Here is a 14,356-nt window from a genome sequence, read left to right as displayed (position 1 = left end):
TAAATAATACTATGGATTTACAGAAAGAATTCTGGATAAAGAATATGGTATGTAGCCGCTGCCTAAAAGTTATAAAACAAGAACTTGAAGAGCTTGGGGTAATTGTGCTCTCTTTGGAATTGGGCAAATTATTAGTGGAAGCTTCCAGCAAAACGGATACGGATATTACTGATGCTGTGACTAAAGTGCTCCATTCCAATGATTTTGAAATAGTACAAAGTGAAGAGGAAATGTTGGTTGAAAAAGTAAAAATTATCCTAATCGAACTGCTTACTCAGCTACCACTTCATTTAAAAATGAATACTTCAGAACACTTGTCTTCTATTCTTCACAGGGATTATAAAATATTGAGTAAGCTATTTTCTAAAAATGAAAATACAACAATTGAAAAATACTTTATAAAACTGAAAATAGAAAAGGTAAAGGAACTCATTCAGTTAAAACGACATTCTTTTTCAGACATAGGTCACTTGTTAGATTATAGTAGTGTTAACCACTTGTCAAGACAGTTTAAAGAAGTAGTGGGTATGAGTATGACAGACTACAAAAACACGGAAAATTGGAAGCGTAATTTTTACGACGAAATTTTATAGATAACAACGAAAGTTATGCAGATGAAATACTTTAAAAGCAGGTAGATTCACATTCATTTTAAGCCTGGACATCTCCTCACGGCTTGTTGATAACCCCCCAATTATCTCATAAGCCTGTTCAGGTCTTGTAAGTAAGGGGCAATAAATATTAATTCAAAAAAAACAAAACAATGAAAAATCACTGGTTATGGATGGTCCTCGGTTGCGGACTCCCACTTTTATTCATTTTTTTAGCACCCTCTATTGGAATTGGTGGCGGCACTTGGCTATTTACATTTATCATAATAATGTTCGCCATACACTTGCTAATGCCAATGCGGCACGGGAACCATACTCACGGGTTATCCGATGAGAGATTAAAAAAGAAAAACAAAAAAGAAAATCAACATCACTAGAAACTAAACCTAATGAAACAAAAATTTCAAATAAACGGAATCAGTTGTGCTGGATGTGTGGCAAGGGTCAAAAAGACCTTGGAAGAGCATCCCGCCATCGAAAAAGCAGAGATTTTTTTGGCACCAAAAGGAGCTACACTTATAACAATGAAAGAAGCTCTTTCGGTGGATGAACTACAAAAGCAACTCAATACTATTGAGGGCTATACAATTGAGGAAATAGAAAAGTAACCTTAAAATTAAAAATTATGCACTTTTATGACGGAAGTTTCGGAGGTATGCACCTCATTTGGTGGTTTATCTGGTTGGCCTTAATCATTTGGATTTTCTTTATCCCAACCGATATTCCATACCAAAGAACAAAAGAAGAAAAGCCTTTGGACATCCTAAAGAAGAGGTTTGCCAAGGGCGAAATTTCAAAGGAAGAATTTGAAGAATCCAAGAATTTACTAAACTCAGATAACTAATCTTAAAACACACAAATTATGTATCGATTAAACGTAAAAAAATTCGGTTTTGCTCTTGGTCTAACAGGAGCCTTGATATATCTGGGCTGTATGATCGTGATGGCTACAGCGGGACAGGAAGGATCCATAACATTTTTTAATAGCCTTGCGCACGGATTGGATGTTACCACTATTATTAGGATGGACGTACCCTTATCGGAAGCACTTATTGGTATCATACAGATTTTTATTTTAGGATGGCTTATTGGCGCGTGCATCGCTGCTTTTTACAATGCTCAAATTAAAAACAAATAAAATTGTGAAAGTTGAAAAAAGTTATGGCGAAAATTAAGATCATTTTAATTCATTTTCTATTGGGTGCAGGCATTTTTTATTTCCTGGTACACCCCTTTACAATGGTGCTTTATTGGTTTGAATTTAGCGAGACAGCTTTTTCATTTTCCTTGTTCCAAGAAGTTTTAAAACAACGTTTTTTAGAGTCCTTTACTTTCGATATGCGGGGAATGGGCGGCCTATTAACTTTATTGGGAGGTTTCTTGGGAATAGTTTCTGGTTTGTTCTGGATAAACCTTAAAAAGAAAAATGAGCTTATAGGCACGCAACAGCGGCTGCTTGTTCGTGACATTGAAGAATTAATTCAAGCTGGCGAAAATGAACGGGTAGAATTTAAGTCTTCCATACGTTATGATTATTACCGCAAAACAACCAATCGCGACTTAGAAGTTATCATAGCCAAAACCATCACAGGGTTTATGAACGCAAAAGGTGGAAAATTAATAATTGGTGTTGATGACGACGGAAATGTTTTGGGGTTGGAAAAAGATTATAAAACCCTAAAGCACAAAAACAGGGATGGGTATGAACGTGAGGTGTTCAGGATTATTTCTACGCAATTGAGTCACGAGGCTTGTTTCAGCAACCATATTTCATTCTACAGTATTAATGAAAAAGATGTGTGCGTAGTGAATATCGAACCTTCCAACGAACCGGTTTATGTGAATGATGAAGGAAACACCACTTTTTATGTACGCACAGGAAATGCTACGTATCCATTATCGGTAAAGGAAACAGTGGATTATTTAAAAACTCAAAAAGCATAAGTATATGCAATAAGGCATAGGACATCTCAATTAATAACAAATTCAAATTATGAAAATTATATTGGCCATAGACGGTTCAGATTTTAGTAAAGTAGCCATTCACGAACTTATAAAAATGACCCCATCCTCAAAAAGTGAAATTCATATTATAAATGTTTATGAAGTTCCTAAAACAACCGGTCTGGGATTGCATACTATGGGCGGCAGGATAGGTAATTACATAGAAGAAATTAGAAGTAACGCTAAAAAATTGGGAAACAAAATCGTTTCAGAAGCTTTCGATAAAATCAAGACCGAAAACAAGGCACTTACTATAACCACAAGTGTTGTTAATGGCCTTCCTAAAAAAGAAATTTTAGAAAAAGCGGAATCTTTTGATACCGATTTAATTGTAGTGGGTTCGCAAGGGCAAGGAGCATTTTCACGTCTTTTATTGGGTTCTGTTTCACAATATTTAGCAACGCACGCCAAATGTTCAGTAATGATTGTAAAAGACAAAGACGCAAAATAAACTATGGCTAATTCCAATGATATAAAAATTAAATATGAATGTCAACCACTCAAATAATAAAATAACAGAAACTGCTTGCAAGGTAACAGATGAAATCTGCCTTCCAGATTCCAACTTACCTCGTGTTGTAATTATAGGTGGTGGGTTTGCAGGTTTAGCAATGGTTGAAAAACTGAAACACAAAGAGGTGCAGGTGGTACTGTTCGATAAAAACAACTTTCATCAATTTCAACCATTGTTTTATCAGGTGGCCACCAGTGCCCTGGAACCCGATAGTATTGTATTTCCCTTCAGGAAACAAATCAATGGATATAAAAATGTATTGTTTCGCTTGGCTGAAGTCGAGGAAATTCAACCCTCTTCAAATAGCCTAATAACTTCCAAAGGAAATGTTAATTATGATTACCTAATCCTGGCAACGGGCACCAATACCAATTTTTTTGGGATGGATTCAGTAGAATCCCACAGTCTTGGGATGAAAGACATTCGCGATTCCCTTAACATTCGCCATATGATGCTGCAAAATTTGGAACAGGCAGCTATTACCTGTGATAATAAAGAACGTGATGCACTCACCAACTTTGTAATTGTTGGTGGTGGTCCTGCTGGCGTAGAGATGGCAGGAGCTTTGGCTGAATTTTGTAAATTCATTCTTCCCAAGGATTATCCGGAATACCCTTCTTCCATTATGAATATTTACTTAATAGAGGCCGTTGATGAATTGTTAAGTACAATGTCTGAGAAAGCATCTTCGAAAACCCTAAAATATTTGAAGGATTTGAATGTAAAGGTACTGCTGAATGAAGCTGTAAGCAATTATGATGGGAATGAAGTCACTACCAAAAGTGGCAAGACCATTTTAGCCAAAAACCTAATCTGGACGGCGGGTGTTAAAGGACAATTTCCAAATGGTATTGATGAAGAACACATAGTCAGGGGAAATCGTATTAAAACCGATGCCAATTTAAAAGTAGAAGGTTACGAAAATATTTTTGCCATAGGCGATATCGCAGCCCTTATTTCTAAAGATACCCCAAAAGGACATCCACAAGTAGCACAAACCGCTATTCAACAAGGCAAATACCTGGGGGATTCGATATTGAATATCATAAATAACAATCCCATAAAACCCTTTGAATATAAAGACAAAGGTTCCTTGGCCACAGTAGGTAAACGTAAAGCAGTAGCCGATTTGGGCAAATTCAAATTTTCTGGCTATTTCGCCTGGTTGCTATGGTCTATCGTACACCTTATGTCCATAAGCGGTTTTAGAAATAAATTAATGGTTGGTTTTAATTGGGTGGTAAGCTACTTTTCTTATGAAAAGAGCAACCGCCTGATTATTAGAAACTTTAAACCGAAATCTTCGGTAAATAACACGAAAAAATAATTTGAAAATGGAAAATACCACAGAAAAAAAAGATAAGCTTTCCCTAATAGGTTCTATATCCCTTGGTACCGGCGTGATGATCGGTGCCGGTATATTTGTCCTTATGGGACAGATAGCCGAACTGGTAGGTGATTTATTCCCCATAGCATTTATAGCGGGAGCCATTGTGGTAGGTTTTAGTTCGTACTCTTATGTAAAGTTTTCAAACGCATTTCCTTCGTCTGGAGGAGTAGTCAAGTTTTTGGATAAGTCCTATGGCCCGGGAACCACCACCGGTGTCTTTTCTTTGCTGATGTATGTTTCTATGGTAATTTCAGAAAGCCTTGTTGCAGGTACCTTTGGAGCTTATACCCTTCGGTTGTTCCCCGAAGATTTTGCCGGTTATGCGTCAATACTGGGTATAGTATTGCTAGTAACGGCTTATATAGTGAATGTTTTGGGCAACAAAGTTATAGGTGCAACTGCAACCTTCACGGCGATAATTAAGGTTGTGGGAATTGCATTATTGGCTATTGCCGGACTTATAGTTTCAGGTTTTTCAGATATTACCGGAAACTATATCCCTCAAAATACCGAAACATTACCGCAAGGATTCGCCTTTGTGGCTGCTTTGGCCTTATCTATTCTCGCTTACAAAGGGTTTACTACTATCACCAACCAAGGTGGAGATATTAAAAACCCACATAAAAATCTAGGACGATCCATTATTATTTCTATTCTTATCTGTACCCTCATCTATGTAGCACTCGCTTTGGCAGTTGCCGGAGGTTTAAGCATTCCTGAGGTTATTGCGGCAAAAGATTATGCCCTTGCGGCCGCAGCAAGACCTGTCTTTGGCGAATGGGGATCCTGGATTACCATTGGCATTGCCATAATTGCCACAGTATCTGGGGTCATTGCTAGTGTTTTCTCATCATCACGCTTGTTAGCGATGCTCAGCAATATGAAACAGGTACCGTCTTTAAAAAGGATGGGGAACTTTAAAAATCCTGCGCTTATATTCACGGTTTCACTCGCTATTTTACTAACTGTCCTATTTGATTTAACAAGAATCGCTTCTATCGGCGCTATTTTCTACCTCATTATGGATATTGCTATTCATTGGGGGCTTGTAAGGCACCTTAAAAAAGAAGTTGATTTTAAACCAATTATCCCCTTGGTTGCCATTATACTGGATGTCGCAGTACTCACGGCCTTTCTTTATATAAAATACCTGAATGATCCATTGGTGCTTATCGTGGCAGCGATTGGGATTATTCTAATCATTGTTGCGGAACGCCTTTTTATGATTTCGCATACAGACGATGAAGGAAATATGCATATGGGAATGGAAACTACAAGTAATAAACACAATAAATCATAATTAAATAAAAAAGAAAATTATATGAAAAACATAGCAGTTATAGGATACGGAGTCATTGGAAAAAGAGTGGCCGATGCCATCAATTTACAAGAAGATTTGAATCTTGCGGGAGTATGCGATGTCATCAGCGATTGGCGTTTACAAAACGCCGTGAGAAAAGAGTATGATATCTATGCCGCAACCGCCGAAGCCGAAGATGAAATGAATGCTTCTGGCATTTCGGTAAAGGGCAACTTGCAGGATTTATTGGAAAAAGTTGACCTCGTAGTGGATTGTACCCCGAAAGCAATTTCAGCATTAAATGTGCCTCATTATAAAAAGAAGGGCGTCAAGTTTATTGTGCAAGGTGGTGACAAGCACGAAACCACAGGTCATTCCTTTAGTGCTGAAAATAATTATGAATCGGCATTAAATTTGGATGCCACACGGGTTGTTTCCTGCAACACCACTTCTATTTTAAGAACATTGACCGCTTTAAAAAGAGCCGATTTATTGGATTATGCCAGAGGAACACTTTTAAGAAGAGCTACAGATCCTTGGGAAAGTCATCTAGGTGGTATAATGAACACAATGGTTCCCGAAAGAGATATCCCAAGCCATCAAGGTCCTGACGCTAAAAGTGTCGATCCTGATTTGGATGTTATTACTTCCGCGGTAAAAGTACCGGAAACATTAAGCCATATGCATTATTGGAACGTGAAGTTAAAAAAACAAGCCTCAAAAGAAGAAGTGCTTGATGCTTTTAAAACCTCTAGTCGTATCAAGCTAATTCAATATGATCAAGGTCTGGTTTCAAACAATACCATTAAGGAAATGTTCTTGGATATGGGAAGACCTTGGGGCGATATGTACGAAGTAGCCCTTTGGGAAGATATGCTGAAGGTACAGGGCGATGAACTTTTTTATGCCTACGTGGTCGATAACCAAGCCATTGTCATCCCTGAAACGATTGATGCTATTAGAGCATTAACTGGAATTGAAACAGATGGAGCAAAATCCATCGCCAAAACAAATGAAAGTTTAGGAATTCATTAAACACTATCGAGATGAAAACAAACAAAAACATAATAGAACTTTTAGGAGAAAAAGCAGACTTCTATTTAGAACACGTTTGTGAAAAAATAACCAAGGATGAACTGCAAACCCCAAGTAGAACAAACCTAGATAAGGTATTTACCCAAAGTAATAGAAATCCACAGGTACTGCGAAGCCTTTCGCAATTGTATAATCACGGAAATCTTGGTGGCACAGGCTACCTGAGCATCCTTCCTGTAGACCAAGGCATTGAGCATAGCGCAGCCTTTTCATTCTATAAAAATCCTGATTATTTTGACCCAGAGAATATTATAAAACTTGCGATGGAAGCCGGCTGTAATGGTGTGGCTTCCACCTTTGGGGTTTTGGGATTGAATGCCCGAAAATACGCCCATAAAATCCCCTTTATCGTAAAGATCAACCACAACGAGTTGCTCACTTATCCCAATAAATATGACCAAACGTTCTTTGGTAAGGTAAAAACAGCTTGGGATATGGGAGCAATTGCCGTAGGAGCTACGATTTATTTTGGTTCAGCGGAAAGCAACCGGCAGCTTAAGGAAATAGCCGAAGCTTTTGAAGAAGCCCATAACCTGGGAATGGCCACTATCTTATGGTGCTATACACGTAACGAGGAATTTAAAACCAAAAAAGAAGATTATCACGCAGCTGCCGATGTAACTGGACAGGCCAATCACTTGGGTGTTACTATCCAGGCAGATGTCATTAAACAAAAATTGCCAACCAATAATTTCGCGTTTAAAGAAATAGGATTTGGAAAATATGATGATGAAATGTATAAAACGTTGACGACAGACCATCCCATTGACCTTTGTCGATTACAGGTAGCAAATTGTTATATGGGTAAAATAGGACTGATAAATTCTGGCGGTGGTTCTAAAGGGAAGTCAGATTTAGTTGATGCTATAACTACTGCGGTAATCAATAAAAGAGCTGGTGGCTCTGGATTGATAATGGGAAGAAAAGCATTTCAAAAGCCTTTTGGCGAAGGAGTGGAAATATTACAATCCGTTCAGAAAGTATATCTGAATGATGAAATTACAATAGCGTAAACTATTGCACATAGAAATATAAAAATGAATCAATCCATAAAACATATTGGAGTATTTACATCTGGAGGCGATAGCCCGGGAATGAATGCTGTATTATACGCAATTGCAAAAGCAGCAGAAGCAAATGGCATAAAAGCTACCGGAATTAGAAAAGGTTACGAAGGATTGATTGATGGTGATTTTATGTCCTTAGAAACACATCAATTACAGAAATTGGTACACAAAGGCGGCACCATCCTTAAAACTGCCCGGAGCAAACGTTTTATGGAACTGGAAGGCAGAAAAAAGGCACTACAAACCTTAAAAATAAATAATATAGATGCTTTGATCGCCATAGGTGGCGATGGTACTTTTAGGGGGCTATTGGCTTTTTCAGAAATATGTGACATCCCATTTATAGGTATTCCTGGAACAATAGATAACGATATTTCTGGGACTGATTATACCCTTGGTTTTGATTCCGCAGTAAATACCGCTATTGAAAATATAGATAAGATACGAGATACCGCCGAATCGCATAATCGGGTGTTCGTTATAGAATTGATGGGGAGGGATTCCGGCTACATCGCTATTCATTCAGGATTGGTCGTTGGTGCTGATGCTATTTTAATTCCCGAAAGCGGCAGGGACTTTATTTATCTTTTGGATAAGGTTAAAAGTTACGATAGCGAAGATGCTTTTCTTATCGTGGTCTCAGAAGGGGATGAAATAGGAGCTGAACTTCTCGCATCTAAAATTAATGAAGTCAATTCAAGTGTCGATTTACGCATTACTAGATTAGGACACGTTCAACGTGGTGGTAATCCGTCTGCTTTAGATAGAATGCTTGGTATTAGGTTTGGAGTAGCAGCAGTAGAGCAACTATTAAACGGAAATAAAAACAAAATGGTCGGATTGTTAAATAATGAATTATACCTAACACCTTTTGAAGAGGTAGTTAAGCAACATCAAGTAAATGATGAATTACAGAAACTTTTAGAATTATTTGGTAAGTAAAAAACAAAACTCTTATAAACACTTAAATCTTAAAATTATGGATCGAGTAAAAAATAAAATAGCCATTGTCACGGGAGGTGCCTCTGGCCTCGGAAAATCAAGTGCTATTTTGTTAGCACGTGAAGGAGCAAAAATAGTGATAACAGATTTGGACGAAGAAAACGGAAATGTAGTAGTTCAACAAATTAAAGATAATGGCGGTAAAGCCATATTCATAAAACAGGACGTGTCGGAAGAAGATCAGTGGGAAATGGTTATGGATACTACACTCAAAACATTTGGGAAACTCCATATTCTGGCAAATTCAGCCGGTATAGGAGTTGGAGGAACTGTGGAAGAGGTCACCCTTGCAGATTGGAAAAATCTTCTAAATATCAACCTAGATGGCAGTTTCCTAGGCACCCAATACGGCATTAAGGCTATGAAAGAGACCGGGGAAGGTGGTTCAATCATTAACTTTTCTTCTATTGAAGGCCTTATTGGCGACCCCAATTTAGCTGCATATAACGCAAGTAAGGGTGGTATAACTTTATTTACCAAGTCTGCTGCACTTCATTGCGCGAAACAGGGTTATGGCATCCGTGTCAATTCCATTCATCCAGCTTATATATGGACACCAATGGTAGAAAATTTCCTTAAAGCCCAAGGTAATTTAGAAGAAGGAAAAAAGCAATTGGAAAGTTTGCACCCTGTTGGACATATGGGAGAGCCAGATGATATAGGTTATGGAGTGGTGTATCTGGCTTCGGATGAATCTAAATTTATGACAGGTTCTGAATTGGTAATCGACGGCGGTTATACCGCACAATAAAATACAAACTAAAAAAATCAATAAACTATGAAAAACATACTCGTACCAACAGACTTTTCAAAAAATTGCAATAAAGCAGAAGAACTCGGAATTGAAATGGCAAAGCTTTACAATTCCGAAATCCATTTTTTTCATTTGATAAAAACTCCCGTGGAATGGGTAAAGTTAGATAAACAAAAGGAAAAGCAGTATCCGGAAACAGTAAAACAAATAGGCAGTGCAAAAGCTAACCTGAGAGAATTGGAGAAAAAAGCAGAACAACAAAACCTTGAATGCAGGACCTTTCTGGAATTTGATGGCGGTCAGGCCAACATTCTAAGACATTCCGGCCATTTCCATCACGATTTTATAGTTACTGGAAGCAGTGGTACCCGGGGCAGCGTTCGTGAATTATTGGGAAGCAACGTTGAGAAGATTGTGAGAAAAGCAGATGTACCGGTAATTGTGGTCAAGAACGAAGAAATATCCTTTCCTTTTAAAGATGTCGTTTTTGTTTCAGATTTTTCGGAAGATGTGAGTGAAGCCTTTAAGCAGGTTATTTCGATTGCTGAAAAATGCGGTGCACATATCCATTTATTGAGGATCAATACTCAGACTGATTTTAATAGTATTGAGCAGGGGTTAAATCCCATTAAGGAATTCCTGAAAAAATTCCCCCATTTAGAAAAGTATTCAATGAATGTATATAACGAACCTGACGTAGAAACAGGTATAAATAATTTTTTAAAGTATAGAGATGCAGATTTGATTGCAATGTGTACCCACGGCCGTACAGGTTTTTTAAGCCTGTTCTCTAAGAGTATCGCGGAGGGTGTAACCAATCATTCCGAATTGCCGGTAATGACTATTAAGGTATAACGATGAATAAACCACTCTTAATAAAAAAATATTCCGGTGAGTACGAAGCTTTTGATATAAACAAACTCATCAACTCCCTGCGGCGTTCACGGGCAGATGAGGATATCATTCAGGATATAGCCCGGAAGGTGCAAGAGCAGATTGAAGAAGGAATGACCACCAAAAGGATCTATCAAATGGCCTTTAAAATGCTAAAGGCTAAATCCAGGGTAAGTGCTTCAAAGTACAAGCTCAAAAAAGCTTTGATGGAACTGGGTCCAACCGGTTTTCCATTTGAAAGATTCGTAAGCAAACTATTAACGCACGAAGGGTTTTCAACACAAGTTGGTGTGATTGTGCAGGGCAATTGTGTGCAGCACGAAATAGATGTGATAGCCCAAAAAGAAAATAAGCACTATATGATTGAATGTAAATACCATAGCGACCAAGGGCGGGTTTGTAATGTAAAGATTCCGCTATATATCCAATCGAGGTTTTTGGATGTAAAGAGACAATGGGAACATCAAAAAGATCACGATACAAAATCCTATCGGGGAGGACTTTATACCAATACCCGTTTTACTACAGATGCCATTCAATATGGAAATTGCGTTGGTCTAATGCAGGTGAGTTGGGATTATCCGCAACAAAATGGTTTAAAAGACAGGATAGATAAAGCTGGTTTGCATCCTCTAACAGCCCTGACGACCTTAACCAAAGCAGAAAAGACCAAATTACTGGATAAAGGCATCGTGCTCTGCAAAGAGCTACACGAAAATCCAACCTTTTTGGAACAAATCGGTATCGATAAGCCAAGACATAAAAAAATCCTCGAAGATTCACAGGAGTTATGCAGAACGAATTAAAGCAATAAAAATGAAAAACAATAAAATAAACGTCCATTTTTTGGGAGCGGCAGGCACGGTAACCGGCTCAAAATATTTAGTGGACACAGGAGATAAAAAGATACTGATAGACTGTGGACTTTTTCAAGGATTAAAGGAATTACGCCTTAAAAACTGGGAATATCTACCTGTAAAGGTTTCAGAAATTGATATGGTATTGCTTACCCACGGCCATTTAGACCATACAGGTTATCTACCCCGATTGGTGAAGCAAGGGTTTAATGGTCCTATCTACGGTACGAATCCTACTTTGGACATTGCAAAAATCATTTTGAACGATAGTGCAAAAATTCAAGAACAGGAAGCCGAACGTGCCAATAAAGAAGGCTATTCCAAACACAATCCTGCTGAACCATTGTACGATTTAAAGGATGTAGAAAAAACCATCCCACATTTTAAGGGCGTTCCTCAAGCACAATGGATTCCCTTATTTGACGGTATCAGGGCTCGCTTCCAATACAACGGACATATTCTGGGTGCAACTTACATCGAATTGGATGTAAATGGAAAACGTTTTGTCTTTTCAGGAGACGTTGGTAGAACCAATGATTTATTACTCTATCCACCACTAAAACCAAAAAAAGCGGATGTGCTTTTTATAGAATCCACTTATGGAGGAAGGTTTCATCCAGATGAAGTGGAAGCACTTCCGCAGATTGAAAAATTGGTCAACGACACCATTAATAAAGGGGGAAGCTTATTTGTTCCTAGTTTCTCCGTAGAACGTGCCCAGTTGATGATGCTGATTTTTTGGAAATTACTCAAGGAAAAGAAAATCCCAAAAGTACAAATGATAATGGATAGCCCAATGGGTGCAAGTGTATTGGAATTGTTTCATCGCACGAGGGATTGGCACAGATTGGAAGGCAATGAATGTGACGAAATGTGCTCACACTTTACGGTCGTAAGCAGTTATCGGGAGACGATGGAATTACGAACAGATAAGAAACCAAAAATCGTGATTGCAGGAAGTGGAATGCTCACAGGTGGAAGAATGCTCAACTACCTTGAAACTCAAGCACAAAACCCCATTAACACCTTGCTTTTTGTGGGTTATCAAGCTGAAGGAACGCGAGGCAGAAAATTATTGGAAGGCGATAAAAAACTAAAAGTGTATGGGAAATGGGTGCCCTTTGATATGGAAATAGCCGAAATTCAAGGCCTCTCGGCACACGCTGACCACACAGAACTTATGGATTGGATGAGCAAAATAAAAAATAAGCCAGAGCGGATTTTCATTGTACACGGTGAAAAAGAAAGTGCAGAAGCATTACAAAAGGGTATCAAGGAAACCTATGATTGGGATGCTGAAATCCCACAGCTTTACAGCATTGAAGAAATAAAATAGGTTGTAAAAAGCACAAAAATGAAATTATGGAACAACACTCAAATATCCTAAAATATAAACATCTGGGTATTTATACCCAGAATGAAAACGTGGTCTATATGCGCGAAGATTGCCACGTCTGTATTTCTGAAGGTTTTGAAGCGCTTACCCGAATTAGGATATCCAATAAAAACACATCAATTGTAGCAAGTCTTAATGTTTTAAATTCAGATATGTTGTTACCCAATGAAATCGGACTATCAGATGCTGCCGCGAAAAAACTGAATGCTTCTCAAAATGACACGCTGTATGTTTCCCATTTGGAACCTATTGAATCCTTAAGTCACCTTAGGGCTAAAATCTACAATCAAAAACTGGATTATTCAGCCTTTAATGAAATCATTACCGATATTGTGGAAGGCGATTATTCTAATATTCACCTTTCGGCATTTATTACGGCCTGTGCAGGTGACCGATTGGATATTGATGAGATATCCGACCTTACTAAAGCTATGATAACTTCTGGAAAGCAGTTGGATTGGAACAAAGAAATCGTAGTCGATAAGCATTGCATTGGCGGATTACCTGGCAATAGAACAACACCATTAGTGGTTGCCATTGTGGCTGCTTACGGTCTTACGATGCCAAAAACATCGTCGCGATCTATCACTTCACCAGCAGGCACAGCAGATACTATGGAAGTAATGACCAATGTTACCCTTTCATTAGAAGAAATAAAAACCGTAGTTGAAAAAGAAGGAGGCTGCATTGTTTGGGGCGGTACAGCGCAATTGAGTCCTGCGGACGATGTGCTTATAAAAATTGAAAAAGCTTTGGATATTGATAGCGAAGGGCAGCTCATAGCTTCGGTACTTTCAAAAAAAGCTGCGGCAGGCTCCACGCACGTTATCATTGATATTCCCGTGGGAGAAACCGCCAAGGTTCGTAGTTCAGAAATGGCACAAAAACTAAAGAATCATATTGAAACCGTTGGAACGGCTGTTGGGTTGAATGTGAAAGTTATTATTACAGATGGCTCACAACCTGTCGGAAGAGGTATTGGTCCTGCTTTAGAAGCCATCGATATATTAAAAGTTTTAAAAAATGAAGCAGATGCACCCAAAGACCTAACAGAAAGAGCATTGCTTTTAGCCGCTGAACTAATAGAGCTTTCTGGCAAAGTAGAAAAAGGGAAGGGATTAGAAACCGCACATCAAATTCTCACATCTGGTCAGGCTCATAAAAAATTCCTTGCTATTTGTAATGCGCAAGGTCGCTTTTCAAAACCTGTTTTAGCACCCTATAAAATCGAAATTAGAGCAGAAACCTCTGGGAATCTAAAGCGAATAGATAATAGGAAGATTGCTAAACTCGCCAAGCTTTCCGGCGCACCTCAATCTAAATCGGCAGGGATTCTTCTAAATGTTCATTTGGGAGAACAAATCGAAGAGAACCAACTGCTTTATACCATATATGCTGAATCCAAAGGCGAACTCAACTATGCTCTGGAATATAAAAACAACCATAATGACATCATAACTATAATTTAAAAA

The 14,356-nt window shown here is 38.3% G+C and carries 16 protein-coding genes; all 16 read left to right on the top strand.

What is annotated here, in order from left to right; translation table 11 throughout:
• The first annotated feature begins 11 nt into the window (after positions 1 to 11).
• Positions 12 to 593, top strand: coding sequence for a helix-turn-helix domain-containing protein (locus ACFFGL_RS00860; RefSeq protein ID WP_309729399.1), 582 nt, complete (start codon positions 12 to 14; stop codon positions 591 to 593).
• A 407-nt stretch (positions 594 to 1,000) separates the two neighbouring features.
• Positions 1,001 to 1,219 carry a heavy-metal-associated domain-containing protein gene (locus tag ACFFGL_RS00855; RefSeq protein WP_309729397.1) on the top strand — a complete coding sequence of 73 codons (219 nt, stop codon included), beginning with the start codon at positions 1,001 to 1,003 and terminating at the stop codon, positions 1,217 to 1,219.
• A 17-nt stretch (positions 1,220 to 1,236) separates the two neighbouring features.
• Positions 1,237 to 1,455, top strand: coding sequence for an SHOCT domain-containing protein (locus tag ACFFGL_RS00850; protein ID WP_150543743.1), 219 nt, complete (start codon positions 1,237 to 1,239; stop codon positions 1,453 to 1,455).
• A gap of 18 nt (positions 1,456 to 1,473) precedes the next feature.
• Positions 1,474 to 1,749, top strand: a complete 276-nt coding sequence (locus tag ACFFGL_RS00845; RefSeq protein WP_150543744.1) for a DUF5676 family membrane protein — start codon at positions 1,474 to 1,476, stop codon at positions 1,747 to 1,749.
• A 23-nt stretch (positions 1,750 to 1,772) separates the two neighbouring features.
• A complete protein-coding gene (locus tag ACFFGL_RS00840; RefSeq protein WP_309729393.1) occupies positions 1,773 to 2,555 on the top strand; it encodes an AlbA family DNA-binding domain-containing protein in 783 nt (260 codons plus the stop codon).
• A 49-nt stretch (positions 2,556 to 2,604) separates the two neighbouring features.
• Positions 2,605 to 3,066, top strand: a complete 462-nt coding sequence (locus ACFFGL_RS00835; RefSeq protein ID WP_309729391.1) for a universal stress protein — start codon at positions 2,605 to 2,607, stop codon at positions 3,064 to 3,066.
• Between the two features lie 34 nt (positions 3,067 to 3,100).
• Complete coding sequence (locus ACFFGL_RS00830) at positions 3,101 to 4,456, top strand: NAD(P)/FAD-dependent oxidoreductase (protein WP_309729389.1); 1,356 nt, start codon at positions 3,101 to 3,103, stop codon at positions 4,454 to 4,456.
• Between the two features lie 7 nt (positions 4,457 to 4,463).
• The gene (locus ACFFGL_RS00825; protein ID WP_309729387.1) at positions 4,464 to 5,819 is read left to right on the top strand and encodes an APC family permease; all 1,356 of its coding nucleotides are present in this window, start codon (positions 4,464 to 4,466) and stop codon (positions 5,817 to 5,819) included.
• 21 nt (positions 5,820 to 5,840) lie between these two features.
• Positions 5,841 to 6,854: a type II glyceraldehyde-3-phosphate dehydrogenase gene (locus tag ACFFGL_RS00820; protein ID WP_150543749.1), complete on the top strand. Its 1,014-nt coding sequence runs from the start codon at positions 5,841 to 5,843 to the stop codon at positions 6,852 to 6,854.
• A gap of 11 nt (positions 6,855 to 6,865) precedes the next feature.
• Complete coding sequence (locus tag ACFFGL_RS00815) at positions 6,866 to 7,927, top strand: class I fructose-bisphosphate aldolase (protein ID WP_309729385.1); 1,062 nt, start codon at positions 6,866 to 6,868, stop codon at positions 7,925 to 7,927.
• 24 nt (positions 7,928 to 7,951) lie between these two features.
• Entirely contained in the window at positions 7,952 to 8,923 is a 972-nt protein-coding gene (locus ACFFGL_RS00810) for an ATP-dependent 6-phosphofructokinase (RefSeq protein WP_309729384.1), read from the top strand.
• A 37-nt stretch (positions 8,924 to 8,960) separates the two neighbouring features.
• On the top strand, positions 8,961 to 9,734 hold the full coding sequence (locus ACFFGL_RS00805) for an SDR family oxidoreductase (protein WP_150543752.1): 774 nt from the start codon (positions 8,961 to 8,963) through the stop codon (positions 9,732 to 9,734).
• 27 nt (positions 9,735 to 9,761) lie between these two features.
• Entirely contained in the window at positions 9,762 to 10,592 is an 831-nt protein-coding gene (locus tag ACFFGL_RS00800; RefSeq protein WP_309729379.1) for a universal stress protein, read from the top strand.
• 2 nt (positions 10,593 to 10,594) lie between these two features.
• Positions 10,595 to 11,437: an ATP cone domain-containing protein gene (locus ACFFGL_RS00795; RefSeq protein ID WP_309729377.1), complete on the top strand. Its 843-nt coding sequence runs from the start codon at positions 10,595 to 10,597 to the stop codon at positions 11,435 to 11,437.
• A 10-nt stretch (positions 11,438 to 11,447) separates the two neighbouring features.
• Positions 11,448 to 12,824: an MBL fold metallo-hydrolase gene (locus ACFFGL_RS00790; RefSeq protein WP_309729375.1), complete on the top strand. Its 1,377-nt coding sequence runs from the start codon at positions 11,448 to 11,450 to the stop codon at positions 12,822 to 12,824.
• 26 nt (positions 12,825 to 12,850) lie between these two features.
• The gene (locus ACFFGL_RS00785) at positions 12,851 to 14,353 is read left to right on the top strand and encodes a thymidine phosphorylase family protein (RefSeq protein ID WP_309729373.1); all 1,503 of its coding nucleotides are present in this window, start codon (positions 12,851 to 12,853) and stop codon (positions 14,351 to 14,353) included.
• The last annotated feature ends 3 nt before the right edge of the window (positions 14,354 to 14,356 follow it).

The sequence above is a fragment of the Mesonia maritima genome (assembly GCF_042433895.1).
Lineage (GTDB): Bacteria > Bacteroidota > Bacteroidia > Flavobacteriales > Flavobacteriaceae > Mesonia > Mesonia maritima.
Note: the sequence above shows the minus strand (reverse complement) of the source record. Positions and strands in the feature narration are given on the sequence as shown.

Excerpts from the sequence above, each read along its gene's own strand:
- ACFFGL_RS00860 (WP_309729399.1), top strand. The coding sequence starts at position 12 with ATGGATTTACAGAAAGAATTCTGGATAAAGAATATGGTATGTAGCCGC.
- ACFFGL_RS00855 (WP_309729397.1), top strand. The coding sequence starts at position 1,001 with ATGAAACAAAAATTTCAAATAAACGGAATCAGTTGTGCTGGATGTGTG.
- ACFFGL_RS00850 (WP_150543743.1), top strand. The coding sequence starts at position 1,237 with ATGCACTTTTATGACGGAAGTTTCGGAGGTATGCACCTCATTTGGTGG.
- ACFFGL_RS00845 (WP_150543744.1), top strand. The coding sequence starts at position 1,474 with ATGTATCGATTAAACGTAAAAAAATTCGGTTTTGCTCTTGGTCTAACA.
- ACFFGL_RS00840 (WP_309729393.1), top strand. The coding sequence starts at position 1,773 with ATGGCGAAAATTAAGATCATTTTAATTCATTTTCTATTGGGTGCAGGC.
- ACFFGL_RS00835 (WP_309729391.1), top strand. The coding sequence starts at position 2,605 with ATGAAAATTATATTGGCCATAGACGGTTCAGATTTTAGTAAAGTAGCC.
- ACFFGL_RS00830 (WP_309729389.1), top strand. The coding sequence starts at position 3,101 with ATGAATGTCAACCACTCAAATAATAAAATAACAGAAACTGCTTGCAAG.
- ACFFGL_RS00825 (WP_309729387.1), top strand. The coding sequence starts at position 4,464 with ATGGAAAATACCACAGAAAAAAAAGATAAGCTTTCCCTAATAGGTTCT.
- ACFFGL_RS00820 (WP_150543749.1), top strand. The coding sequence starts at position 5,841 with ATGAAAAACATAGCAGTTATAGGATACGGAGTCATTGGAAAAAGAGTG.
- ACFFGL_RS00815 (WP_309729385.1), top strand. The coding sequence starts at position 6,866 with ATGAAAACAAACAAAAACATAATAGAACTTTTAGGAGAAAAAGCAGAC.
- ACFFGL_RS00810 (WP_309729384.1), top strand. The coding sequence starts at position 7,952 with ATGAATCAATCCATAAAACATATTGGAGTATTTACATCTGGAGGCGAT.
- ACFFGL_RS00805 (WP_150543752.1), top strand. The coding sequence starts at position 8,961 with ATGGATCGAGTAAAAAATAAAATAGCCATTGTCACGGGAGGTGCCTCT.
- ACFFGL_RS00800 (WP_309729379.1), top strand. The coding sequence starts at position 9,762 with ATGAAAAACATACTCGTACCAACAGACTTTTCAAAAAATTGCAATAAA.
- ACFFGL_RS00795 (WP_309729377.1), top strand. The coding sequence starts at position 10,595 with ATGAATAAACCACTCTTAATAAAAAAATATTCCGGTGAGTACGAAGCT.
- ACFFGL_RS00790 (WP_309729375.1), top strand. The coding sequence starts at position 11,448 with ATGAAAAACAATAAAATAAACGTCCATTTTTTGGGAGCGGCAGGCACG.
- ACFFGL_RS00785 (WP_309729373.1), top strand. The coding sequence starts at position 12,851 with ATGGAACAACACTCAAATATCCTAAAATATAAACATCTGGGTATTTAT.